Here is a 23,260-nt window from a genome sequence, read left to right as displayed (position 1 = left end):
GCGTGAGGCAACGAGTGCGCGCCCCGGCGCGTCCTACGAGGTGAACGGGGTCCGTGCGCAGGCGCGTTGTCAGTGGTGGCGCGTAGTCTCCGAAGGAGCGCGAACGGCAGCCGCCGGCACGCGGACGGCCATACTTTCTCGGGGGAGACGATGCACGCGGTCACCGGCGGTACGACGATCACGCGGGGCGCGGCGGCGGACGCCCGGACGGCGGTTCCCTCGCTGGTGACCCGCGTCCGCCTCGCCACGACGGTGGAGGACCCGTCCTGGACCCGCGGCGCCACCCGGCGGAGCCGGGGGACCGCCGAGTGGCCGTCGCTGTGGAACACGTCCACCCTGATGAGCTGCCTGCTCCTGACGGTGACCCACCGCGCGGAGCCGGGCACCTCCCGCGACCTGCCGCCCCGCTTCCTGGACCGCGAGTTCGGCCGTCACCGGGTGACGCGCTTCGAGGACATCGACTTCCCGAGGACCCTCACCCACGAGCCCACCCGCCGCTTCCTGCGCGAGACGGGCCTGCCCGAGGACGCCCGCCCCTTCCGCCTCGACGCGGACGACCTGCCGCTGCCGACGCTGGCGGAGTACTGCGAGGACCACCCCGAACACCCGGTCCCGGCGGGCGCGGAGCACCTGGTCCGCCTGGGGCGGCTGGCGGACGGCGCCCACGTGGTCGTCGACGGCACGACAGGCACCGTCCTGACCTGGCGGACACCCGACGGCACCCTCCACCCCCTGATGTCGGACGTCTCCGCCCTCGCCCTCACCCTCTGGGCACTGCGCCGGGCGGGCCGGTTGGAGGCCGTGGCGGGGACCGACGAAGCGGGCGCCGACAGGTGGTCGGCCCGGGGCCCGAGGTGCCGCGCGGTCAGCCGTTGAGCCCGGCGGAGGGCTCGTCACCGTTCTGAGCCTGCTGCGACCGCTTGGCGAGCATCGAGGCCAGGTCTCGAATGCCGTCCTCGTCGATGTCACCCTTGTGTGCGGCCTTCTCCATGGTCCACAGCAGAGTGGTGCCGACCCGGGTCTGGGTCACGGCGCCGGGCTCGCCATGGAAGCCGGAGGTGCCGAGCCGGGCGTCGTGCTCGTCACCGATCGGGCCGAGCTTCAGGGTCCTGGCCTTTTGGCCCGTCACGCTGGCCTGGTTGCCGTAGTAGCCGTCCCAGAGCACGTCGTACGCGTCCTGGGCGGCCTTTTCGCTGTCGTAGGCGACGATCTGGAAGGTGACGGAAGCGGTGGGGCTCTCGCGCTGGAAGGTAGCTGCGCCGAAGAAACGAGAGTTCTCGCAGCCGGCGTTGCCATTGATGGGGCAGGCCTGCGAGCGGTAGAGCTTGTCCATCTCGACGGCTGTGGGCTGGAAGGACTGCTTCCATCCCGTCATGACCTCGCCGTCCGGCAGCGTCAGGCCGACCTGGTCCTTCGTGAGCGCCGCCTTGCCGGTTGTGCTCTCGCTCTTCGGTGACTCTCCGCAACCGGTCAGCAGCAGAGCCACCGCGGTCGCCGCGTACCACCTGCACATTCTTCCGGCCATGTGACCACCCCCCCGAATTGCTCATCGTACGTGGACCGCCCCGCGCGGGTTTTGCCCGCCGTTGCCGGTTACGGCTGAGCCGCATTCATCGGCAGGGGTGCTCGCTTTCCCTGAAGGAACGCGGTGATGACGGCGACGGCCCGGTCGTTGTTGTCGTCGAGACCGTTCCACATGTGGTGTCCGACTCCAGGCATGTACTGCGTTCGCTGGATGGCGGGGTCATGGGCAAGGACGGTGGTCTCCCATTGACGGACCTGGGAGGAGCACTCGGCGATCATCAGCATCGCGGGGGTCCGGGAGCGCCTCAGCTGCGGGGCGATGGAGGGTGAGTCCTTGACCGTCTGCTGGATGCGGAGGCCGGCGGCGGGACTGAAGGAGAAGTTCTGTGCGGTGTCTTCGGCGGGGATGCGGTGCGCGTCGCGCGCGCAGTAGGCGGACGCGGTGTCGCTGCCGAGATCTGCGGCGGTGAAGGCGTTGACGCCTTCGGCCTGCCCGATCAGTCCGGTGTCGGAGCTGAGGAGTCCGAGCCGCATGAGGCCGAAGGCCACGGCGTACCGGGGAACGCGCGTCGACCGCGGCCCGGTCAGGTCCGGCGCGAGGCCGCGCGCGGATTTTCGGCCCTTGTGCCCGGCGATGTGTGCGGTAGAGCCGTCCATGGGGCCGGGCTCGGCGATGATCGCCTGGTGCAAGCGTGCGGCGACGCTCGGGGAAGCCAGGGCTCGGGTGAGCACGGCCCCGCCTGAGGAGAATGCCAGGATGTCGACCTTGCCCCTGTCCAGGCGGTCGACGAAGGCGGCGAGGTCGCGGACCGACCTGGAGATCGTGTACTTGCCCATGGGGAGCAGGTCGCTTCGCCCGCCACCGGCCTGTTCGTAGGCGTGGACGTCGTAGCCCTGGCGTGCCGGGAGTTGCAGCAACCGGTGGTCCAGCACCGAGATGCCACGGACCGGTCCGCTGTTGAGGTACACGAACGGGATGGGGTGCCGGGTGCTGGGGTTCGCGGCCGGGTAGTGGTACACCGCTACCCGACTGCCTGTGGCCAGGCTCCAGTGCTGCGTGGCCAGGATCAGGGCCGGTATCCGGGCTCTCCCGATCCTGGCTGAAGCGGTGGTACGGGGTCGGCGAAGACCGGCATGCCAAGGTCAACCAGCTGCGGCCGGCCATCGGCCGCAGTCCGTTTGTGGCTGTTGAGTTCGGCCGTCGCGGCATCAAAAGCTGACTTGAAGTCCGTCACTTTCCGCACCGCCCTCAATGAGGTTGTCCGGCGCGGCCACCTCGGCAAGAACCCGTTCAATTGGCCAAAGCGCCGAAGGCGGGGGACTACGAGGTGGAGCCCTACAGCGCGCAAGAGGTGCAGCGGTTACCTGGTCAGGCTCTGGAGGCCGTGGCGGGATTCGAACCCGCGTAACTCGCTTTGCAGGCGAGCCCCTGGGCCACTCGGGCACACGGCCGGGTCTGTGACTCGGTGCCTCGACGGTATGACGGGGCGGGGGAGGCGCTCAAGGGATCCGGGCGGCCCGCAACACGACTGCCATACGCCGTTCATGAACGCCCGCCCGGGCCGCCGGGTCGTACGACCAAGGTCCCGGTCCCGTACCGCCTCTCGACAGGGGTAAAAGCGGGCCGTGGCCCTTACTCTGGCGACCATGACCGTCCCTGAGCCCCGCGACACCGATGTCGCGGCCCCCGCCGAGCCCTCCGTCACGACTGCCGGCGCCCCCGCCGAGACCGTGCTGAGCAGCGCCTACCGGGCGCTGAGCATCGGCATCGTCTCCGTCATCGTGCTGATCGCCTTCGAGGCGACGGCGGTCGGCACGGCGATGCCGGTGGCGGCGCGGGAGCTGGACGGGGTGTCGCTGTACGCGTTCGCGTTCTCGGGGTACTTCACGACCAGCCTGTTCGGGATGGTGCTCTCCGGGCAGTGGTCGGACCGGCGCGGGCCACTGGCCCCGCTGACGACCGGCATCGCCGCCTTCGCGGCCGGGCTCGTGCTGTCCGGGACGGCGGGCGCGATGTGGCTGTTCATCCTCGGGCGGGCCGTGCAGGGGTTCGGCGGCGGGCTGGTGATCGTCGCGTTGTACGTCGTCGTCGGGCGGGCCTACCCGGAGCGGCTGCGGCCCGCGATCATGGCGGCGTTCGCGGCGGGCTGGGTGGTCCCGTCCGTCGTCGGACCGCTGGCCTCCGGCGCCGTGACCGAGCACCTCGGCTGGCGTTGGGTGTTCGTCGGCATCCCGGTGCTGGTCGTGGTTCCGCTGGCCCTCGCGCTGCCGCAGATACGCAGCCGCGCGTCCGGCGCCGTGCGGGGAGCCGCGGAGGGAGGGGACACCCCGGCCTCCTTCGACGGCCGCCGGATCCGCCTGGCCCTCGCCATCTCGCTGGGCGCGGGCCTGCTCCAGTACGCCGCCCAGGACCTGCGCCCGGTCTCCCTGCTGCCCGGCGCGGCGGGCGTGGCGCTGCTCGTCCCCGCCGTCCTCGGACTGCTGCCGCGCGGCACCTACCGGGCGGTGCGCGGCCTGCCCTCCGTGGTCCTGCTGCGCGGGGTGGCCGCGGGGTCGTTCATCGCCGCCGAGTCCTTCGTCCCGCTGATGCTGGTCACGCAGCGCGGACTGAGCCCGACGCTGGCCGGTCTCTCCCTGGCGGCCGGCGGCGCGACCTGGGCCGGGGGCTCCTGGCTCCAGTCCCGGCCGCGCCTGGAGCCGTACCGGGAGCGTCTGATGGCCGTCGGCATGCTCCTGGTCGCGGCGGCCGTCGCGACGGCGCCGAGCGTGCTGATCGACGCCGTGCCCGCCTGGACGGTGGCCGTCGCCTGGGCCTTCGGCTGCTTCGGCATGGGCCTGGTGATCTCCTCCACCAGCGTGCTCCTGCTCAAGCTCTCCGCCCCGGAGGAGGCCGGCACCAACTCCGCCGCGCTCCAGATCTCCGACGGCCTGTCCAACGTCGTCCTGCTGTCGGCCGGGGGCGCGGCCTTCGCGGCCCTCGGCGGCGGCACGGTCAGCCACGCGGCCACCGAGGCATCCGGCTCCCACCCGGCGGCCTTCGCGGCGGTGTTCCTGCCGATGGCGGCGGTGGCGCTGGCCGGGGCGTGGGTGGCGACACGGGTGCGGGAGCGGTGAGCCGCCCGGACCCTCGTACCGCCGCCGGGGGGCGGGTCACCCCGGGTTGTGACGTCCGTCCCACCCGGGGGTGACCCGCCCCCGTGGGCGCGGTGATCGCGTCCGCCCGCCGGTAGGGTGGCCCGGTTGTCATACGTGGCCGAGCCGCTCTACCCCCTTCGGAGACCGTGACTACCACCGCCAGCTCCAGCACCTCGCACCACCTGTCCCCGGCCTTCCCCGGCCGTGCCCCCTGGGGCACCGCCGGCAAGCTGCGGGCCTGGCAGGAGGGGGCGATGGAGAAGTACCTCCAGGACCAGCCCCGGGACTTCCTGGCCGTCGCCACCCCCGGCGCCGGAAAGACGACCTTCGCGCTGACGCTGGCGTCCTGGCTGCTGCACCACCACGTCGTGCAGCAGGTGACCGTCGTCGCGCCGACCGAGCACCTGAAGAAGCAGTGGGCCGAGGCCGCGGCGCGGATAGGGATCAAGCTGGACCCCGAGTACAGCGCGGGCCCGCTCAGCCGCGAGTACCAGGGCATCGCCATCACCTACGCGGGCGTCGGCGTGCGCCCCATGCTGCACCGCAACCGCGTCGAGCAGCGCAAGACCCTGGTCATCCTCGACGAGATCCACCACGCCGGTGACTCCAAGTCCTGGGGCGAGGCGTGCCTGGAGGCCTTCGAGCCCGCCACCCGGCGCCTCGCGCTCACCGGCACGCCGTTCCGTTCGGACACCAACCCCATCCCCTTCGTGGCGTACGAGGAGGGCAACGACGGCATCCGCCGCTCCGCCGCCGACTACACCTACGGGTACGGCTCCGCGCTCGCCGACGGCGTCGTGCGCCCCGTCATCTTCATGAGCTACAGCGGCAACATGCGCTGGCGCACCAAGGCCGGCGACGAGATCGCCGCGCGGCTCGGCGAGCCGATGACCAAGGACGCCGTCAGCCAGGCCTGGCGCACCGCGCTCGACCCGCGCGGCGAGTGGATGCCGGCCGTGCTGCGCGCCGCCGACCAGCGGCTCACCGAGGTCAGGAAGGCCATCCCGGACGCTGGCGCGCTCGTCATCGCCGCCGACCAGGACTCCGCCCGCGCCTACGCCAAGCTGATCCGCGAGATCACCGGCGACAAGGCCACCGTCGTGCTGTCCGACGACACCGGCGCGTCCAAGAACATCGACGCGTTCAGCGGCAGCACCGACCGCTGGATGGTCGCCGTCCGCATGGTGTCCGAAGGTGTCGACGTCCCGCGCCTCGCGGTGGGCGTCTACGCCACCACCATCTCCACCCCCCTCTTCTTCGCCCAGGCGGTCGGCCGTTTCGTCCGTTCCCGGCGCCGCGGCGAGACCGCCTCCGTCTTCCTCCCCACCGTGCCCGACCTGCTCACGTTCGCGAACGAGATGGAGCGCGAGCGGGACCACGTCCTGGACAAGCCCAAGAAGGAGGGCGAGGAGGACCCCTACGCCGAGTCCGAGAAGGAGATGGACGAGGCGAACCGGGAACAGGACGAGGACACCGGCGAGCAGGAGCAGTTCTCCTTCGAGGCGCTGGAGTCCGAGGCCACCTTCGACCGGGTCATGTACAACGGCGCCGAGTTCGGCATGCAGGCCCACCCGGGCAGCGAGGAGGAGCAGGACTACCTCGGCATCCCGGGACTGCTGGAGCCCGACCAGGTCCAGATGCTGCTCCAGAAGCGGCAGGCCCGGCAGATCGCGCACAGCCGCAAGAAGCCCGACGAAGAGGCCGACCTGCTCGAACTGCCCGCCGACCGCCGCCCGGTGGTCTCCCACAAGGAGCTGATGGAGCTGCGCAAGCAGCTCAACACGATGGTCGGCGCCTACGTCCACCAGAGCGGCAAACCGCACGGCGTGATCCACACCGAACTGCGCCGCGTGTGCGGCGGCCCGCCCAGCGCCGAGGCGACCGGCGGCCAGCTGCGCCAGCGCATCGCCAAGGTCCAGGAGTGGGCCACGCGGATGAAGTGACGCGCGGGACGCCGGTGCCGAGGGCGTGCGCGGTACGTACCGGGACAAACACAGGCGGTTGATAACGGTTGGCGCCCGGATTCTGGACGGAGCCTTCCGCTGAGCGAACCGGGTCCTTTACTGTCCCGCTACGCACGCCCCGTGGCAGCGCCGCCGCGGAGCGCAGCCGTGAAGCGACTGGGCCCGGGACAAGGCCGGGCCGTCAGCCGATCGGCGGCCTCTGAAGCGCGTCACTGACGGGACTCGGTGACGCATACCCCGCGAGGAGGGCCGCCGACCTCACCACTAAGGAGTGGGCGTCGTGACCGCGGAGACCTCTCAGACGCTCGACCGGGGACTGCGGGTCCTCAAACTGCTGGCCGATACGGACCACGGGCTGACCGTCACCGAGCTGTCCCACAAACTGGGCGTCAACCGGACCGTCGTGTACCGGTTGCTCGCCACGCTGGAGCAGCACGCACTCGTACGCCGCGACCTGGGCGGCCGTGCCCGCGTCGGCCTCGGCGTACTGGGCCTGGGCCGCCAGGTGCACCCCCTCGTCCGCGAGGCCGCCATGCCGGCCCTGCGCGCACTGGCCGAGGACATCGGGGCGACGGCCCACCTGACCCTGGTGGACGGCGCGGAGGCGCTGGCCGTCGCGGTCGTGGAGCCGACCTGGACCGACTACCACGTCGCCTACCGCGCGGGCTTCCGCCACCCCCTGGAACGGGGCGCCGCGGGCAAGGCGATCCTGGCCGCCCGCCAGCCGCCCCGGCCCACCGGCGGTGAGGCCGTGGACGACCCCGGCTACACCCTCACCCACGGCGAACTGGAAGCCGGCGCCTGCGGAGCGGCGGCGCCCCTGCTCGGCGTCACGGGAGTGGAGGGCAGCGTCGGCGTCGTCATGCTGGCAGACGTCGTCCCCGAACGAGTCGGCGAACGCGTGAAGCACGCCGCCCGGGAGGTGGCGGAGGCGCTGCGGTGAGACGGGGTCGTGCCGGGCGTCGGAGCCGAGGGGATCGCGCCACGTTAGATTGACTCCGTGCTCTCTCGTCTCACACGTCCCCAGTTCCTCGCCCTCTGCGGTCTGCCCGTCGTGGCGCTGCTCGCGACCGCCGTGTTCGCGCCCCTGCCGTTCTCCGTGGCGCAGCCGGGGCTGACGGCCGACGTGCTGGGGAAGAACCAGGGCGCCGAGGTGATCACGATCAGCGGCGCGCCGACGCACGACACCGGCGGCCAGCTGCGGATGACGACGATCGAGGCGACCGGGCCGGACGCGAGCATCCGTCTCGGGGACGTGCTGAGCAGCTGGTTCGACACCGACCGGGCCGTGATGCCGCGCGACGCCGTCTACCCGAGCGGCGACGACGTGAGCGAGATCGAGCAGTACAACCAGGAGCAGATGAAGGAGTCCCAGGACTCGGCCACCACGGCCGCGCTCCGGTACCTCCGGATGGACAAGGACGGCGTCGACGTCGAGCTCCGGCTGGAGGACGTCGGCGGGCCCAGCGCAGGCCTGCTGTTCTCGCTCGGCATCGTCGACAAGCTCGGTGCCGGGGACCTGACCGGGGGCAAGGTCGTCGCCGGGACCGGGACCATCACCGACGGCGGCAAGGTCGGTGCCGTCGGCGGGGTTCCGCTCAAGACACAGGCCGCCCGGCGGGACGGGGCCACCGTCTTCCTGGTGCCGAAGGCCGAGTGCTCGGACGCGCGGGCCGAGCTGCCGAAGGGGCTCCGGCTGATCCCGGTGACCACCCTCGAGGGCGCGGTCGACTCGCTGAAGGCGCTGGCGAGCGGCAAGGGCGACGTCCCCGCCTGCTGAGCGGCAGAAGCGGCAGCCCTACCCTTCCTTCACGAAGCCCTTCTCCTTCATCCAGTCCAGCGCCACCTGGTGCGGGTCCTCGCCGTCCACGTCGACCTTCGCGTTCAGGGTCTGCGCCACGTCGTTGGTCAGCGCCTCGGTGACCGGGTCCAGGACGGACGCGATCGCCGGCCACTTCTTCAGGGTGGCCGTGCGGACCATGGGCGCCGCGTTGTAGTTCGGGAAGAACTTCTTGTCGTCCTCCATCACCACCAGGTTCATGGACTTGATCCGCCCGTCGGTGGTGTACACCTCGCCGTAGGTGCAGGCGCCCTTCGCGGTCTGGGTGTAGATGATGCCGGTGTCCATCTGCGTGATGTTCCCGGCGGGCAGCGACATGCCGTACGCCCTCTCCAGGCCCGGCAGGCCGTCCGCGCGGTTGGCGAACTCGCCCTCCACGCACAGCGTCACCGCACCCGGGTCCGACTTGGACAGGGCGGTGACCTCCGAGAGGGTCTTCGTCCGGTACTTCTTGAAGTTGGCCTGGTTCATCGCCAGCGCGTACGTGTTGTTCAGCCGGGCCGGCTCCAGCCACGTCAGCCCCTTCTTCGCGTCGGCCTCCTTCACCGCCTTCCACTGCTGCTCCGGGTCGGGGATCGGCTTGCTGTTGCCCAGGTAGGTGATCCACGCGGTGCCCGTGTACTCGTACGTGGCGTCGGCGTCGCCGTTCTCGACCGCCGCGCGGGTGCCGACCGAGCCCTGGATGCCGGTGCGGTCGAGCACCTCCGCCCCGGCCGCCTCGAAGGCGATGCCCATGATCGCGCCGAGGACCAGTTGCTCGGTGAACTCCTTCGAGGTGACCGTCAGATCGGCACCCTCCAGGGGGCGTCCCTTCCCGATCGAGCCCGGCTCCACGTCGTCGACCATCGGGGAGCCGCTGGTCAGCCCGCAGCCGGCGGGAGCCGCAAGGAGTACCGCGGCCAGGGTCCAGCAGATGCGTCGCCTCATGTGCCCACCTCCAGCCCCCGCGGCCGCAGCAGCAGTTCGGCGAGCGAGGCCAGCCAGTCCACCAGCAGCGCCAGGGCGACGGTGAGGATCGAGCCGAGGACCAGCACCGGCATCCGCTGGCTGGTGATACCGGTGGTGATCAGCACGCCCAGGCCACCGCCGCCGCCGAAGGTCGCCAGCGTCGCCGTACCGACGTTCAGGACGAGGGCCGTGCGCACGCCGGCCAGGATCAGCGGGACGGCCAGCGGGAGTTCGACCCGGGTGAGCACGCCCAGCGGGGACATCCCGATGCCGCGGGCCGCCTCCAGGAGCGTCGGGTCGTTCGCCTTCAGGCCGGCGATGGTGTTGGAGAGGACGGGCAGGACGGCGTAGACGATGATGCCGATCAGGGCGGCCCGGCGGCCGATGCCCAGCCAGATCACCAGCAGCGCCAGCAGACCGATCGCCGGGGTCGCCTGGCCCATGTTGGCGAACGCCATCGCGAACGGGGTGGCCTTCCGGAACGCCCCGCGGGTGAGCAGGATGCCCAGCGGGATCGCGATGATCAGCACGAAGAAGGTGGAGATCACCGTCAGCTGGACGTGCTGCCAGAGTGCCTTGGTGACCTGGCCGTTGCCCAGGGCGTTCCGGCTGAGCGCGTCCAGGTCCGCCTGCCGGAACCACAGCCAGGTCGCCAGCAGTACGGCGATCAGGACGACGGGCAGGAAGGTCAGCTTGCGCCAGCCGACGCGGGAGCCCGCCGTCGCCGGGGGCGGTGGGGGAGCCCCGCCCTCCGCCTCGTCCCCGTTCTCGCCCCCGCCCTCGTCCCGGAAGGCGAGCCCCTTGACCTCGTGCTCGCCCGCGGGGCGGCGGCCGGGGGAGGGGTGGGCGGAGCTGCTCACGCGCGGCCCCCGACCTCGCCGAAGCCCTCCTGCTCGGTGTGCGTCTGCGTGGCCCGGGTCTCCTCCAGGTCGTGCTGGTGCTCCAGCGCGTCCAGCCGGTCGGCCTCCAGCAGTTCGTGCACGGAGTTCATCAGCGTCTCCATGTCGACGACGCCCTCGTACGCGCCGCGCCGCCCGGTGACCGCGACCCGCCCCGCGTTGTCGGTGAGCACCGCCTCCAGCGCGTCCCGCAGCGTCGCGTCCCGGGTCACCGTGTCGTGGACCAGCGTCCCGGCCCGCGCCAGCGAGCCCCTGGCCCGCATCAGGTCGCCGCGCCGCAGCCACTTGTAGGGGCGCCCGCGCCGGTCCAGGAGCAGGATCTCGTTGGTGCCCGACTCCCGCAGCCGGTCGAAGATGTGCTGGAGCGGGTCCTCCACGGTCACCGTCGGGTAGTCCGTGATGCCCACGTCCCGCACCCGGGTCAGGTTCAGGCGCTTGAGGGCCGCGCCCGCGCCGACGAAGCCCGAGACGAAGTCGTCCGCCGGGTTGGTGAGGATCGCCTCCGGGGTGTCGAACTGCGCGATGTGGGACCGTTCGCGCAGCACGGCGATCCGGTCGCCGATCTTGATCGCCTCGTCGAAGTCGTGGGTGACGAAGACGATCGTCTTGTGCAGCTCCCGCTGCAGCCGGATCAGCTCGTCCTGGAGGTGGTCCCGGGTGATCGGGTCGACCGCGCCGAACGGCTCGTCCATCAGCAGCACGGGAGGATCGGCCGCCAGCGCCCGCGCCACGCCAACCCGCTGCTGCTGGCCGCCGGACAGCTGGCGCGGATAGCGGCCGTGGAACTCGCCGGCGTCCAGACCGACCAGGTCCAGCATCTCCTCCACCCGCGACCTGATCCGCGCCTTCGACCAGCCGATCATCCTCGGCACCAGCGCGATGTTCTGGGCGACGGTCATGTGCGGGAAGAGACCGGAGGACTGGATCGCGTAGCCGACCTTGCGGCGCAGCTTCACCGGGTCGATGTCGGTGACGTCCTCGCCGTTGATGCGGATGCGGCCGCCGCTGGGCTCGATCAGCCGGTTGATCATCTTCAGGGTGGTGGACTTCCCGCAGCCCGAGGGGCCCACGAAGACGACCGTCTCCCCGGCCTTGATCTCCATCGACACGTTCTCGACGGCGGGCTGCGGGTTGCCCGGATAGAGCTTGGTGAGGGACTCCAGCTCGATGGTCGCCCCGGTGGTGCCGGCGTGGCCGTTCCCGGCCACGGACTCCGCTGTCTCAGACACGGATCCCCCTCGGAATGGTCAGCCGTCCCAGCAGCACGTACGCCGCGTCGAACAGCAGGGCCAGGACGATGATCCCGAGCGTGCCCGCGAGGACCTGGTTGAGCGCGTTCTTGCTGCCCAGCGAGGCGATCCCGCGGAAGATCTCGTTGCCGAGGCCCGGCCCGGAGGCGTAGGCGGCGATCGCCGCGATGCCCATCAGCATCTGCGTGGAGACCCGGATGCCGGTCAGGATCGGCGGCCACGCCAGCGGCAGCTCCACCCGCAGCAGCCGCGCGGGACGCGACATCCCGATGCCCTTGGCCGCGTCCACCAGCGCCGGGTCGACCCCGCGCAGGCCCACGATCGAGTTCCGCACGATCGGCAGCAGCCCGTACAGGGTCAGCGCCGTCACCGTCGGCGGCACGCCCAGGCCCACGATCGGGATGAGCAGACCGATCATGGCCAGCGACGGGATGGTGAGGATCGTCGACGTGGACAGGGTCGCCAGGTTCCCCGCCCAGTCGCTGCGGTAGGTGAGGACACCGATCAGCACCCCGATCAGGGTCGCCACGACCATGCACTGGAAGACCGCGCTGGCGTGCTGGTAGGCGTCGGCGAGCAACTGCTGGTGGCGGCTGCCCAGGAAGTCCCAGAAGTTCACGTCCGCTCACCTCCGGGTCGGGGCCGGCCGGCCTCAGTCGTGTCCGCCGCTGTCCCGGGCCGCCTGCTCCACCAGCGGGATGATCCGCAGCGGAACGGGGTTCTCCATGACGATCGCCGTGGCGGCCCGGACGATGCCATCAAAACCGACAACCCGGTCGATCACCCGCTGGAGATCGGCGTTCGAGCGGGCCACGAGGCGGCACAGCATGTCCCCGGTGCCGGTCGTGGTGTGCAGCTCCAGCACCTCCGGCACCGTCGCCAAGTGCGCCCGCACGTCGGCCCCTTGGCCCTGCCGGATCTCCAGCGTGGCGAACGCGGTGACCGGGTAGCCGAGGGCCGCCGGGTCCACCTCGGGACCAAAGCCGCGTATGACTCCGTTCGACTGAAGCCGGTCGAGCCGCGCCTGCGCGGTGCCGCGCGCCACCCCGAGCCGCCGGGACATCTCCAGCACCCCGATCCGTGGCTCCCGCGCCAGCAGACCGATGATCCGCCCGTCCAGCCGGTCGATCCCCGCACCCGCCATAACCACACCCTCCCTGCTGGTCATCCTGTACAGAACGCCTGCCCCGACCGCCATATCACTGGTCATGTTGCCCACTGAAAACGCAAACTATTGCGCACCTTGCGGACGCGGGGGAACCTGCGGCTATGACGCAGACCACACACCACACTCCCGACACCGCCCGGCAGGCCGATCCCTTCCCGGTCAAGGGAATGGACGCGGTCGTCTTCGCCGTGGGCAACGCCAAGCAGGCCGCGCACTACTACTCCACCGCCTTCGGCATGAAGCTGGTCGCCTACTCCGGACCGGAGAACGGCAGCCGGGAGACCGCGAGCTACGTCCTGGAGAGCGGCTCCGCCCGCTTCGTGTTCACCTCGGTGATCAAGCCCTCGACCGACTGGGGCACCTTCCTGGCCCAGCACGTGGCCGAGCACGGCGACGGCGTCGTCGACCTCGCCATCGAGGTCCCGGACGCGCGCGCCGCCCACGCCTACGCCGTCGAGCACGGCGCCCGCTCGCTCGCCGAGCCGCACGAGGTCAAGGACGAGCACGGCACCGTCGTCCTCGCCGCCATCGCCACCTACGGCGAGACCCGGCACACCCTCGTGGAGCGCACCGGCTACGACGGCCCGTACCTGCCCGGATACGTCGCCGCCAAGCCGATGGTCGCCCCGCCCGAGCAGCGCGTCTTCCAGGCCGTGGACCACTGCGTCGGCAACGTCGAACTCGGCCGCATGAACGAATGGGTCGGCTTCTACAACAAGGTCATGGGCTTCACGAACATGAAGGAGTTCGTGGGCGACGACATCGCCACCGAGTACAGCGCGCTGATGTCGAAGGTGGTCGCGGACGGCACCCTCAAGGTCAAGTTCCCGATCAACGAGCCCGCCGTCGCCAAGAAGAAGTCCCAGATCGACGAGTACCTGGAGTTCTACGGCGGCGCCGGCGTCCAGCACATCGCCCTGAACACCAACGACATCGTGTCCACCGTCCGCGCGATGAAGGCGGCCGGGGTCGAGTTCCTCGACACCCCCGACTCGTACTACGACACGCTCGGCGAGTGGGCCGGCGAGACCCGGGTGCCCGTCGACATCCTGCGCGAGCTGAAGATCCTCGTCGACCGGGACGAGGACGGCTACCTGCTGCAGATCTTCACCAAGCCGGTCCAGGACCGTCCGACCGTCTTCTTCGAGATGATCGAGCGCCACGGCTCCATGGGCTTCGGCAAGGGCAACTTCAAGGCCCTGTTCGAGGCGATCGAGCGCGAGCAGGAGAAGCGCGGCAACCTCTGAGACCAGCTCCGCAGAGGCAGATCTCAGGCGGGCGGGCCCTCCACCGAGGGCTCGCCCAGCTCCGCCAGCGCCCGCCTCGCCTCCGGCGCCCGCAGCGGCGAGAAATACGGGTTGATCGTCAGCGCCTCCCCGAGGTGCCGCCGCGCGGGCCCGTACCGCCCCAGCTCCTTCTCGATCACCCCCCGGTGGAACACGTACAGCGCGCTGCGCACCCCGCCGCCCTTGTCGCCGTCGGTCGCGATCGTCGCGAACTCCAGCGCCTCCTGGTCCGCACCGGCGCGGTGCAGCGCCCAGCCCAGCGCGTCGGCCACCGCCGTCCCCGGCTGCCGCCCCCACTCCGCCCGCAGCCGCTCCACCGCCGCCGCCGGGTCGCCGTGGTCCGCGTCGAGCCGCCCCAGCACCAGCTGCTCGTCGGCCCCGGCCGCCTCCGCGCCCCGCGCCCGCTCCCGCAGCAGGTCGTACTCCACCCGCGCCGCCTGCCCGAGGCCCAGCGACTCGTACAGCTCGCCCAGCTCCAGCGCGTACTCGGGGCTCGGCCGCTTGGCCAGCGCCGCCTGGTACGCCGACAGCGCCTCCGTCGTCCGGCCCAGCGCCGCCAGCGCCCGGCCCTGCCCCGCCTGCGCGGCCCGCTGGTCCGGGTCGGTGCGCAGCGCCTCCTGGAAGAACCGCAGCGCCTCCTCCCGCTCCCCGCGCTCGAACGCCAGCCGCCCGGCCTGCTCCAGGTACGCCGCACGCTCGGCCGGTGCCTCGGCGGCGGCCGCGGCGTCCGAGATCCGGGCCGCCGCGTCCTCCCGCCAGCCCCGGTCCCGGTAGACGCCCGCCGCCAGTGCCGCCGCCGCCGGAGCGTCCGGGCGCAGCTCCATCACCTTGTCCAGGGCCCGGCCCACGCCCTTGTCGTCGCCGAGCCCGGTGTACGCGCCGATCAGCACCGCGTGCGCCGTCCACCGTTTGGGCGCCGCCTTCACCGCGCTCTCGCCCCACTTCTTCGCCGCCGGGAAGTCCCGGCGGGCCACCGCCAGCGCCGCGAGCCCCTCCAGGGCCTGCGGGTTGCGCTCCGGCCCCGTCTTCAGGGAGGTGCGCAGCGCCTTCTCGGCCTTCGGCCAGTTCGCCCCGTCGGCCGTGCGGCGGCCCTGCTCCACGTACGCGGCGCCGAGCACCGCCCACGACGCCCCGTCCAGCGGATGCGCCCGCAGACGGGTCTCCCGGTCGCCGATCAGCGCGGCCAGGTCCGGCAGCGCGGCGGGCACACCCGTGGTGACCGCCCCGCGCGCCAGCGCCGCGGGCCCCGGCGCGGGCGGGGGAGCGTCACCGGCCTCCCAGGGGAGCAGCACCAGGACCCCGCCGAGTACGGCGGCACCGGCGACCGAGGCGATCAGCACCCGGCGCCCACGGCGCGACCGCCGCCCGGGAGCCGGTGCCTCGCCCTGTTCCCGCCGGGTGAGCCTCTCCATGACCTCCATGGCGCTCACTGTGCGCCCATACGACGATCACACCGGGCAGGCGACGGCTGCCGTCGACGGGGTTCACACCGATGGCCCCGGGTGCCACGCTGTGATCATGAGCCGTATCGAAGCGCCTCGCGACGAAGACGACGCAGCCGCGACGGTCAACCGCGCCCCCGGCGACCGGAGCACCCTCGTCGACCGGCTGCTGGCCGGTCTGCCCGCCGGGTCCGTCCTCACCGATCCCGACGTCACGGCCTCCTACGCCAACGACATGGCGAGCTTCTGCCCGGCCGGCGCCCCCGCCGCGGTCGTCCTGCCGCGCACCGTGGAGGACGTCCAGCACGTCATGCGCACCGCCACCGAGCTGCGCGTCCCGGTGGTCCCGCAGGGCGCCCGCACCGGGCTGTCCGGCGCGGCCAACGCCACCGACGGCTGCGTGGTCCTCTCCCTGACCAAGATGGACCGCATCCTGGAGATCAACCCGGTCGACCGCGTCGCCGTCGTCGAACCGGGCGTCGTCAACGCCACGCTCTCCCGCGCGGTGAACGAGCACGGCCTCTACTACCCGCCGGACCCCTCCAGCTGGGAGATGTGCACCATCGGCGGCAACATCGGCACCGCCTCCGGCGGCCTGTGCTGCGTCAAGTACGGGGTGACCGCCGAGTACGTCCTCGGCCTCGACGTCGTCCTCGCCGACGGCCGCCTGATGTCCACCGGGCGCCGCACCGCCAAGGGCGTCGCCGGGTACGACCTCACCCGGCTCTTCGTGGGCTCCGAGGGCTCGCTCGGCATCGTCGTGAAGGCGGTCCTGGGGCTGCGCCCGAAGCCGCCCGAGCAGCTGGTGCTGGCCGCCGAGTTCGCCTCCGCGTCCGCCGCCTGCGACGCGATCTGCCGGATCATGGAGGGGGGCCACGTCCCGTCCCTCCTCGAACTGATGGACCGTACGACCGTCAAGGCGGTCAACGACCTCGCCCACATGGGCCTGCCGGAGACCACCGAGGCGCTCCTGCTCGCCGCCTTCGACACCGCCGACCCGGCCGCCGACCTGGCCGCCGTCGGCGCCCTGTGCGAGGCCGCGGGCGCCACGCAGGTGGTCCCGGCCGAGGACGCCGCCGAGTCCGAACTCCTCCTCCAGGCCAGGCGCCTGGCCCTCACCGCCCTCGAAGCCGTCAAGGGCACCACGATGATCGACGACGTGTGCGTGCCCCGCTCCCGGCTCGGCGACATGCTGGCGGGCATCGATCGCGTCGCCGCGAAGTACGGCCTCACCATCGGGGTCTGCGCCCACGCGGGCGACGGCAACACCCACCCCACCGTGTGCTTCGACGCCCAGGACCCCGACGAGTCCCGGCGGGCGCGCGAGTCCTTCGACGAGATCATGGCGCTCGGTCTGGAACTCGGCGGCACCATCACCGGCGAGCACGGCGTGGGCGTCCTGAAGAAGGAGTGGCTGGCGCGGGAGATCGGCCCGGTGGGGCTGGAGATGCAGCGGGCCGTGAAACAGGTCTTCGACCCGCTGGGCCTCCTCAACCCGGGCAAGCTCTTCTGAGCCGGTGGGCCGGGCTGCCCGGCCCTCACCGGGCGAGCAGCTCGGCCAGCCCGTCGTCGATCCCGAGCCGCGCGCCCTCGGTCCCCGGCGGCACCGCCCGCAGGGTCCGCTCCAGCCAGGCCGACACCTGGGGCGTGGGCGCCTCCAGGAGGGCGTCGCCGTCCGGGCTGCTCAGCGCGACGAGTACGACGCTGCGGCCCTCCGTCTTCGACGGCCACACCCGCACGTCCCCGTGCCCGGACGGCCGGAAGACGCCCTCCACCAGGAGGTCGCGGGCGAACGTCCAGTGCACCGGGTGGCCGGAGTCGATGTGGAAGGTGATGTGCACGGCGTAGGGATCGTCCGTGTGGTAGCCGAGCCTGGCCGGTACCGGGATGCCGCTCTCGGGCGACAGGATGAGCCTCAGCTCCAGCTCGCGTTCCACGACGACGGGGCCGGTGGGGTTGGTGTGCATGGCGGGTTCCTCTCCCGAGTCTCGTACGTCCTTGCCCGGAGAGAGCGGCCGGGGGCCGGAGCATTACGCGGGTTCGGGGAACTTTTTTCCGCACCCCGGACCCGGGCTCGGACCGGATGTGAAGGTCCCGGCACGAGGTTGCCCGGAAAGGGGCGGGTACGGCGGGACCGGCGGTGCGGATTGCGCCCGTCTGATAGATGTTGAGGCCCCCTATCAACCCCCGAGCAGATACGGGACGACGGACATGAGCGCCCCAACCCCGGCCCCCGGCGACGACAGGCCCCGCGAGGGGTATTACCCGGACCCGTCCATTCCCGGATACGTCCGGTACTGGAACGGCGCCTCCTGGGTGGCGGGCACGAGCCGCCCCGCCCCCAAGGACGGCGAGCCGCTCGCGCCCCCGCCCGGCGCGCGGCTCTCCGTCGAGGAGACCGGCCCGCACTTCTTCGACGAGGACCCGGCCGAGGACCCGCCGCCCGCCGCCGCGTCCCAGCACGGCAGCCGTCCGGAGTCCGCCACGGCCTGGGCCGACGACCGCTCCGCCCCGTCCGGTCCCGCCGACGCCCCGGAGCGGCGCGGCGCCTGGCCGGGCACCGCACGGGGCGCGGACCCGCGGGTTCCGCACGCCCGGCAGTCGGCACCGCCCGCCGACGGCGGCGCGGGCGACCCCCGCGCGGGTGCCGCGGGCTCCGGCGCGGCGGGCACGGCAGCGGGCTCAGGGGGCTCGGCGGCCGGCGACGGACCCGCGCAGGACGCCGCGGCCGCCTCCGGCACGGCGCGTCCGGGCGCCTCGGAGGGCGCCGCACCCGGCGGGCCGGAGGCTCAGTCCGGCAACACCTTTGTTTTCCGCCGGCCCACGGCGGGACGGCAGGAGCCCCCCGCCGCCGCGGAGGACGAGGGCACCATGACCTTCCGCGCGGTCACCCCGCGCACGGGCCCGCAGCCAGGAGGCACCGGCACCGGACCGGGCACTGGCACCGGACCCGGCACCGGACCCGGCTTCGGCGCCGGCAAGGCGGCAGCCGCCCGGGCCGCCGCCGCGCAGGCGCCCGCGGCGCCCGCCGCCCCCGCGGTGCCCCGCCAGGCGCCCCCGCAGCAGCAGCCCGCCGCCCCCGCACCGGTCGCGGCGGGCGGGCCGGGCGGCGGTCAGACCTCCTGGGCGCAGCAGGTGCACCGGCTGGCCGGGGCGGGCGCGGAGGAGCAGCCCGTCGCACCGTGGAAGCCGCCGGTCGAGGACGTGTTCCAGGCCGCCGCCCGCCGTCAGGCCTCGGCCCGGCCCGCCGGGCTCGGCAGGCGGCTGGCCGCCCGGCTGATCGACACGGTGGTCCTCGGGGGCGTCGCCGCCGTCGCCGCCGTACCTCTCGGCGTCAAGGCGGTCGACCACGTCAACGACAAGATCGACGAAGCCAAGCTCTCCGGCGAGACCGTCACGGTCTGGCTGCTGGACGGCACGACGTCCACGTACCTGGGCATCGTGCTCGCGGTCCTGCTGCTCTTCGGCGTCGTCTACGAGGCGCTGCCCACCGCCAAGTGGGGCCGCACCCTGGGCAAGAAGCTGCTCGGGCTCGAGGTCCGGGACATCGAGGCCCACGAGCCGCCGACGTTCGGCGCGGCCCTGCGCCGCTGGCTGGTCTACAGCGTCCCCGGCCTCCTGGCCGTCGGCGTGGTCGGCGTCGTGTGGTGCCTGTTCGACCGCCCGTGGCACCAGTGCTGGCACGACAAGGCCGCCGGCACGTTCGTCGCGGGCTAGGTGTATTGATCACGAGCGTTGTCAACGCCGGGCGGGTGGGGTCGGGGGGCGCGGGGCTGTACCGAACATGCGGCTCCGCCGCGCGGGCGCGATCAGCCTCCACGCACCCGCACCCGCGGCCGCCGACGACCCATCAGTTCCCCCCGATGGCGCCGGACCCGACCTCGTCCCCTGGACGGCCCCCCGCCGGATGCGCCGTAACAGACCCCGAGGTCCACTCGGGACATGAGCAGCGAACCGCCGGACGACGACCCGCTGAGGAAGAACCCCTACGACAACCCGCCCCCGCCCCCCGGCGGAGGCGGTCCTTACGGCGGCCCCCCGCCCCCCGGCGGCGGAGGCCCCTACGGTGGGCCTCCTCCCGGCGGCGGCCCCTACGGCGGTGACCCGTACGGCGGTGGCGGCCACCCCGCCGATCCGCTGGCCGGGATGCCCCCGCTCGCCGACAGCGGGCGGCGCACACTCGCGCGGATCATCGACATGATCCTCGTGGGCATCGTGGTCTGGTTGCTCAGCTGGGCCTTCAACGTCCAGGAGTACACGGTGGACGGCGACGACGTCTCCGTCGGCAAGTCCTTCGGGCAGTCCGTGATCGCCGCCGTGCTCTACATCGCGTACGACACCTACATGACCACGAGGACGGGCCAGACCCTCGGCAAGAAGTGGCTCGGGATGCGGGTGGCCAACCTGGACAACGGGGCGACGCCCTCGGTGCAGACGTCGCTGATCCGCGCCCTGGTGCTGTGGATCCCGTTCGCGTTCTGCTGCGCCTGCGTGTGGACGATCATCGCGGGTGGCTGGAGCTTCTTCGACAAGCCCTACAAACAGGGCCTGCACGACAAGGCGGCCAAAACGGTCGTGGTCAGCACCCGCTGACGGGCCGGACGCTCAGGCGGCCCGCCCGCGCGACGCCTCACCCGCGCCCGCGCCCGCGGAGACCCGGGCCGCCGTGGGCATCTGCACCGGCTCCCGGTCCGCGCCGAGGCGAGGGGACGGGACGGCGGTCATCGCGCGTGTCCTGGACAGGGGGACCGTCATGGCGACCAGCAGGCCGAGGGCGAGGGCCGCGACGGCGATGAGGGCGACTCCGGGACCCGAACTCGTCTGCGACAGCAGCAGCATGGCGAGTGTCGAGAAGATCACGGTGCACGAACCGTAGGCGAACTGGGCGGCAGTCGGACGGGGCATGGCCATCGTGTCCTCGGAAGACAATCATGGGGTGAGACGGGCTGTCGGCCTGGCATTCCGCCGGCTTCCGGGCGTTCCGCCAAGCGACTCTAACCCGCTGTGTGCCCGAGTGGAACCAGCAGTAAGCACGACCTAACCGACATGGCCGATGCACGGGGGGCGCACGGATTCATGACGTCCGGGAAGTGGACGGTCCCGCGCGCCCGTCGGACGCCGGCCGGGCCCCGACGTACCGCGCTCAGGTCACGATCCGGTGTCCGCAAAGCGAACGGCGACTCCGCATAGTGCACTTGTTCTGCTCAAGTCAAGGTCTGTCTTTTCCGGTGAACCTCTAGTCAAATGTCGTCACTTGAATACACGCGTTGAGCACGTGTGCGCGGACTATGCACTGTCCTTGGTCCCCCATCCGCGCGCGTGGACGCGGGGGAGGAACTCAAGTGACCAGAAGATCCTGGACGTTCAGAACGGCGGCGACCACCGTCGCACTCGCCGCCGCGACCGCCACGCTCTCGGCGGCCGGCGTGGCGCAGGCGGACTCGCCGTCCCGGCCGGAGGCCGTGGACCGCCACGACCCCAGCCCGGACAAGACCACTCGCTCCCACGACCTGAAGGGCCCGCTGAGCGACACTCAGGCCGCCCAGCGTGAGGAGGCCCTGAAGCAGGTCATATCCGGCAACGCGTCGGTGAAGAAGAAGGACGGCTCCAACGTCGTCCAGCTGAAGAGCAAGAAGGGCGACGCCAAGTACGTCGAGCTGGGCCGGGAGAAGACCGACAAGATCTTCACCATCCTGGTCGAGTTCGGCGACAAGGTCGACAGCCGCTACGGCGGCGACGCCGGCCCGCTGCACAACGAGATAGCCAAGCCGAACCGCAAGACGGACAACTCCACGGCCTGGCAGGAGGACTACGACCAGGAGCACTTCCAGGACCTGTACTTCGGTTCCGGCAAGGGAGTCAACTCGGTCAAGACCTACTACGAGAAGCAGTCCTCCGGCCGCTACTCGGTCGACGGCGAGGTCTCCGACTGGGTCAAGGTCCCCTACAACGAGGCCCGCTACGGCTCCAACAAGTGCGACCCCGACAACTGCGCCTGGTTCGCGGTGCAGGACGGCGTCACCGCCTGGGTCGCGGACCAGAAGGCGGCCGGCCGCACCGACGCCCAGATCAAGTCCCAGCTGACCCAGTACGACCAGTGGGACCGCTACGACTTCGACGGCGACGGCGACTTCAACGAGCCCGACGGCTACATCGACCACTTCCAGATCGTGCACGCCGGCGAGGACGAGTCCGCGGGCGGCGGCGCGCAGGGCGAGGACGCCATCTGGGCCCACCGCTGGTACGCCTTCGGCACCGACGCCGGCGCCACCGGCCCCGGTGACAACAAGCTCGGCGGCACCCAGATCGGCGACACCGGCATCTGGGTCGGCGACTACACCATCCAGCCGGAGAACGGCGGACTCGGCGTCTACGCGCACGAGTACGGCCACGACCTCGGCCTGCCGGACCACTACGACACCGCCGGCGGCGACAACTCCACCGGCTTCTGGACGCTGATGTCGTCCGGCTCGTGGCTGGGCACCGGCCGCAACGAGATCGGCGACCTGCCCGGCGACATGAACGCCTGGGACAAGCTCCAGCTGGGCTGGCTGAACTACGACACCGCCAAGGCGGGCGTCAACTCCTGGCACAAGCTGGGCCTGGCCGAGTACAACACCAAGCACAAGCAGGGCCTGGTCGTCGAGCTGCCGAAGGAGGAGGTCACCACCGAGATCGTGACCCCCGCCGAGGGCGAGACCCAGTGGTGGAGCGGCAGCGGCAACGACCTCAAGAACACCCTGAGCCGCAGCGTCGACCTCACCGGCAAGTCGGCCGCCTCCCTCACCCTGGACGGCTGGTACGACATCGAGGCCGACTACGACTTCCTCTACACCGAGGTGTCCACCGACGGCGGCGCCAACTGGACCGCGATCGACGGCACCTTCGACGGGCAGCCCATCCAGCGCGACGGCAGTGACAAGCCCGCCCTGAGCGCCACCGTGGACGCCTACGGCAAGCTGGTCTACCCGCTGGACGCCTACGCCGGCAAGAAGATCGACCTGCGCTTCCGCTACCAGACCGACGGCGGCCTGGCCATGAAGGGCTTCACCGCCGACGAGATCGCGGTGACGGCCGACGGCGAGACGCTCTTCTCCGACAACGCGGAGACCGCGGACGACGCCTGGAAGGCGGTCGGCTTCACCCGCAAGGGCGCGTCCTTCACCAAGGAGTACGCGCAGTACTACATTGCCGAGAACCGGCAGTACGTGTCGTACGACAAGACGCTGAAGACCGGCCCGTACAACTTCGGCTTCTCGGAGCGCCCGAACTGGGTCGAGCACTACGCGTACCAGAACGGCCTGCTGATCTGGAAGTGGGACACCTCCCAGGCGGACAACAACACCAGCCAGCACCCGGGCAAGGGCCTGGTCCTGCCGATCGACTCGCACCCGACCGCGCTGAAGTGGAAGGACGGGACGCTGATGCGCAACCGCTTCCAGGCGTACGACTCGCCGTTCAGCCTCTACCGCACGGACGGCATGACGCTGCACAAGGCGGACGTCGCGAAGTACGTCCCGGGCTCGAAGGGCGTCTCGGTCTTCAACGACCGCAAGAACGACTACTACGACCCGGCGAACCCGACCGGCGGTGTCAAGATCACTGACACCAACACGAAGATCAAGATCCTGAAGGAGGCCAAGAACGGCTCGACGATCGAGCTCGAGGTTGGCCCCGCGGGCAGGTAAATAGCATCTGCCCAGGTCAGAGCATGATCGGCGGTGACCCCCTGGCGGGTCGCCGCCGATCCGTGTTTAGGTGCGTCCTGTGGTTCTCTTATTGACACCGGGTCCGGCAACCGGAC

At 71.7% G+C, this 23,260-nt stretch carries 20 protein-coding genes, 1 tRNA gene and 1 pseudogene; 11 read left to right on the top strand and 11 right to left on the bottom strand.

The features are described from left to right. The first annotated feature begins 150 nt into the window (after nt 1–150). Nucleotides 151–876, top strand: a complete 726-nt coding sequence (locus C4J65_RS11840; protein WP_240330408.1) for an SUKH-4 family immunity protein — start codon at nt 151–153, stop codon at nt 874–876. Here the strand turns inward: C4J65_RS11840 and C4J65_RS11835 are convergent. Together C4J65_RS11835 and C4J65_RS11830 are read right to left on the bottom strand one after the other, a co-directional pair. Next, nucleotides 866–1,525, bottom strand: a complete 660-nt coding sequence (locus C4J65_RS11835; protein ID WP_115742381.1) for a hypothetical protein — start codon at nt 1,523–1,525, stop codon at nt 866–868. The two genes, C4J65_RS11840 and C4J65_RS11835, sit on opposite strands and share 11 nt — an antisense overlap. 68 nt (nt 1,526–1,593) lie before the next feature. Beyond that, nucleotides 1,594–2,544, bottom strand: coding sequence for an alpha/beta hydrolase (locus C4J65_RS11830; protein WP_240330407.1), 951 nt, complete (start codon nt 2,542–2,544; stop codon nt 1,594–1,596). A 213-nt stretch (nt 2,545–2,757) separates the two neighbouring features. Between C4J65_RS11830 and C4J65_RS36590 the strand changes: the two are divergent. After that, a pseudogene (locus C4J65_RS36590) lies at nt 2,758–2,888 on the top strand (site-specific integrase); the annotation flags it as partial. Between the two features lie 13 nt (nt 2,889–2,901). On the opposite strand, the gene C4J65_RS11820 reads toward C4J65_RS36590, so the two are convergent. Further along, a tRNA-Cys gene (locus tag C4J65_RS11820) sits at nt 2,902–2,976 on the bottom strand. A 195-nt stretch (nt 2,977–3,171) separates the two neighbouring features. Here C4J65_RS11820 and C4J65_RS11815 point away from each other — a divergent pair. The 4 genes from C4J65_RS11815 to C4J65_RS11800 all read left to right on the top strand — a co-directional run bounded on the left by C4J65_RS11815 (nt 3,172) and on the right by C4J65_RS11800 (nt 8,403). Continuing rightward, nucleotides 3,172–4,638, top strand: coding sequence for an MFS transporter (locus tag C4J65_RS11815; protein WP_115742380.1), 1,467 nt, complete (start codon nt 3,172–3,174; stop codon nt 4,636–4,638). A gap of 167 nt (nt 4,639–4,805) precedes the next feature. Continuing rightward, the gene (locus tag C4J65_RS11810) at nt 4,806–6,602 is read left to right on the top strand and encodes a DEAD/DEAH box helicase (protein ID WP_115742379.1); all 1,797 of its coding nucleotides are present in this window, start codon (nt 4,806–4,808) and stop codon (nt 6,600–6,602) included. A 301-nt stretch (nt 6,603–6,903) separates the two neighbouring features. Continuing rightward, on the top strand, nt 6,904–7,566 hold the full coding sequence (locus C4J65_RS11805) for a helix-turn-helix domain-containing protein (RefSeq protein ID WP_115746407.1): 663 nt from the start codon (nt 6,904–6,906) through the stop codon (nt 7,564–7,566). Between the two features lie 57 nt (nt 7,567–7,623). After that, complete coding sequence (locus C4J65_RS11800; RefSeq protein WP_115742378.1) at nt 7,624–8,403, top strand: S16 family serine protease; 780 nt, start codon at nt 7,624–7,626, stop codon at nt 8,401–8,403. An 18-nt stretch (nt 8,404–8,421) separates the two neighbouring features. Here C4J65_RS11800 and C4J65_RS11795 read toward each other — a convergent pair whose 3' ends face one another. From C4J65_RS11795 to C4J65_RS11775, 5 genes are read right to left on the bottom strand one after another with little or no spacing between them, the layout of a single operon-like run. After that, a complete protein-coding gene (locus C4J65_RS11795; RefSeq protein ID WP_115742377.1) occupies nt 8,422–9,390 on the bottom strand; it encodes a glycine betaine ABC transporter substrate-binding protein in 969 nt (322 codons plus the stop codon). After that, nucleotides 9,387–10,271, bottom strand: coding sequence for an ABC transporter permease (locus C4J65_RS11790; RefSeq protein WP_115742376.1), 885 nt, complete (start codon nt 10,269–10,271; stop codon nt 9,387–9,389). The genes C4J65_RS11795 and C4J65_RS11790 overlap by 4 nt, the downstream gene beginning before the upstream one ends. Further along, nucleotides 10,268–11,539, bottom strand: a complete 1,272-nt coding sequence (locus C4J65_RS11785; protein ID WP_115742375.1) for a betaine/proline/choline family ABC transporter ATP-binding protein — start codon at nt 11,537–11,539, stop codon at nt 10,268–10,270. The genes C4J65_RS11790 and C4J65_RS11785 overlap by 4 nt, the downstream gene beginning before the upstream one ends. Beyond that, nucleotides 11,532–12,179, bottom strand: a complete 648-nt coding sequence (locus C4J65_RS11780; RefSeq protein ID WP_115742374.1) for an ABC transporter permease — start codon at nt 12,177–12,179, stop codon at nt 11,532–11,534. Before C4J65_RS11780 ends, C4J65_RS11785 begins: the two co-directional genes overlap by 8 nt. Nucleotides 12,180–12,212: 33 nt before the next feature. Then, complete coding sequence (locus tag C4J65_RS11775) at nt 12,213–12,704, bottom strand: Lrp/AsnC family transcriptional regulator (RefSeq protein ID WP_115746406.1); 492 nt, start codon at nt 12,702–12,704, stop codon at nt 12,213–12,215. Between the two features lie 125 nt (nt 12,705–12,829). Here C4J65_RS11775 and hppD point away from each other — a divergent pair, with 125 nt between their 5' ends. After that, nucleotides 12,830–13,975 carry a 4-hydroxyphenylpyruvate dioxygenase gene (gene hppD, locus C4J65_RS11770; protein WP_115742373.1) on the top strand — a complete coding sequence of 382 codons (1,146 nt, stop codon included), beginning with the start codon at nt 12,830–12,832 and terminating at the stop codon, nt 13,973–13,975. A gap of 23 nt (nt 13,976–13,998) precedes the next feature. On the opposite strand, the gene C4J65_RS11765 is transcribed toward hppD, so the two are convergent. Continuing rightward, the gene (locus tag C4J65_RS11765; RefSeq protein ID WP_162833147.1) at nt 13,999–15,435 is read right to left on the bottom strand and encodes a tetratricopeptide repeat protein; all 1,437 of its coding nucleotides are present in this window, start codon (nt 15,433–15,435) and stop codon (nt 13,999–14,001) included. A gap of 97 nt (nt 15,436–15,532) precedes the next feature. Between C4J65_RS11765 and C4J65_RS11760 the strand changes: the two genes are divergently transcribed. Continuing rightward, the gene (locus C4J65_RS11760) at nt 15,533–16,969 is read left to right on the top strand and encodes an FAD-linked oxidase C-terminal domain-containing protein (protein ID WP_162833146.1); all 1,437 of its coding nucleotides are present in this window, start codon (nt 15,533–15,535) and stop codon (nt 16,967–16,969) included. Between the two features lie 25 nt (nt 16,970–16,994). On the opposite strand, the gene C4J65_RS11755 is transcribed toward C4J65_RS11760, so the two are convergent. Further along, nucleotides 16,995–17,423 (bottom strand): SsgA family sporulation/cell division regulator, encoded by a 429-nt coding sequence (locus C4J65_RS11755; RefSeq protein ID WP_115742371.1) that lies wholly within the window; start codon nt 17,421–17,423, stop codon nt 16,995–16,997. Nucleotides 17,424–17,667: 244 nt separating this feature from the next. Between C4J65_RS11755 and C4J65_RS11750 the strand changes: the two genes are divergently transcribed. Together C4J65_RS11750 and C4J65_RS11745 are read left to right on the top strand one after the other, a co-directional pair. Continuing rightward, nucleotides 17,668–19,173: an RDD family protein gene (locus C4J65_RS11750; RefSeq protein ID WP_115742370.1), complete on the top strand. Its 1,506-nt coding sequence runs from the start codon at nt 17,668–17,670 to the stop codon at nt 19,171–19,173. A gap of 225 nt (nt 19,174–19,398) precedes the next feature. Beyond that, the gene (locus tag C4J65_RS11745) at nt 19,399–20,049 is read left to right on the top strand and encodes an RDD family protein (RefSeq protein WP_162833145.1); all 651 of its coding nucleotides are present in this window, start codon (nt 19,399–19,401) and stop codon (nt 20,047–20,049) included. Between the two features lie 12 nt (nt 20,050–20,061). Here C4J65_RS11745 and C4J65_RS11740 read toward each other — a convergent pair whose 3' ends face one another. Then, nucleotides 20,062–20,361, bottom strand: a complete 300-nt coding sequence (locus C4J65_RS11740) for a hypothetical protein (protein WP_205350990.1) — start codon at nt 20,359–20,361, stop codon at nt 20,062–20,064. Nucleotides 20,362–20,798: 437 nt separating this feature from the next. Between C4J65_RS11740 and C4J65_RS11735 the strand changes: the two genes are divergently transcribed. After that, on the top strand, nt 20,799–23,144 hold the full coding sequence (locus C4J65_RS11735) for an immune inhibitor A domain-containing protein (protein ID WP_115742368.1): 2,346 nt from the start codon (nt 20,799–20,801) through the stop codon (nt 23,142–23,144). The last annotated feature ends 116 nt before the right edge of the window (nt 23,145–23,260 follow it).

This window comes from Streptomyces sp. CB09001, assembly GCF_003369795.1.
In the GTDB taxonomy this organism is placed as follows: Bacteria; Actinomycetota; Actinomycetes; order Streptomycetales; family Streptomycetaceae; genus Streptomyces.
The sequence above is the reverse complement of the archived record's forward strand: the minus strand, read 5'-3'. Positions and strand labels throughout refer to the sequence as shown.

Bases quoted from the DNA above. Each gene is read 5' to 3' on its own strand.
- C4J65_RS11840 (WP_240330408.1), top strand. From the start codon at position 151: ATGCACGCGGTCACCGGCGGTACGACGATCACGCGGGGCGCGGCGGCG.
- C4J65_RS11835 (WP_115742381.1), bottom strand. From the start codon at position 1,525: ATGGCCGGAAGAATGTGCAGGTGGTACGCGGCGACCGCGGTGGCTCTG.
- C4J65_RS11815 (WP_115742380.1), top strand. From the start codon at position 3,172: ATGACCGTCCCTGAGCCCCGCGACACCGATGTCGCGGCCCCCGCCGAG.
- C4J65_RS11795 (WP_115742377.1), bottom strand. From the start codon at position 9,390: ATGAGGCGACGCATCTGCTGGACCCTGGCCGCGGTACTCCTTGCGGCT.
- C4J65_RS11775 (WP_115746406.1), bottom strand. From the start codon at position 12,704: ATGGCGGGTGCGGGGATCGACCGGCTGGACGGGCGGATCATCGGTCTG.
- hppD (WP_115742373.1), top strand. From the start codon at position 12,830: ATGACGCAGACCACACACCACACTCCCGACACCGCCCGGCAGGCCGAT.
- C4J65_RS11765 (WP_162833147.1), bottom strand. From the start codon at position 15,435: ATGGAGGTCATGGAGAGGCTCACCCGGCGGGAACAGGGCGAGGCACCG.
- C4J65_RS11760 (WP_162833146.1), top strand. From the start codon at position 15,533: ATGAGCCGTATCGAAGCGCCTCGCGACGAAGACGACGCAGCCGCGACG.
- C4J65_RS11755 (WP_115742371.1), bottom strand. From the start codon at position 17,423: ATGCACACCAACCCCACCGGCCCCGTCGTCGTGGAACGCGAGCTGGAG.
- C4J65_RS11750 (WP_115742370.1), top strand. From the start codon at position 17,668: ATGAGCGCCCCAACCCCGGCCCCCGGCGACGACAGGCCCCGCGAGGGG.
- C4J65_RS11745 (WP_162833145.1), top strand. From the start codon at position 19,399: ATGAGCAGCGAACCGCCGGACGACGACCCGCTGAGGAAGAACCCCTAC.
- C4J65_RS11740 (WP_205350990.1), bottom strand. From the start codon at position 20,361: ATGCCCCGTCCGACTGCCGCCCAGTTCGCCTACGGTTCGTGCACCGTG.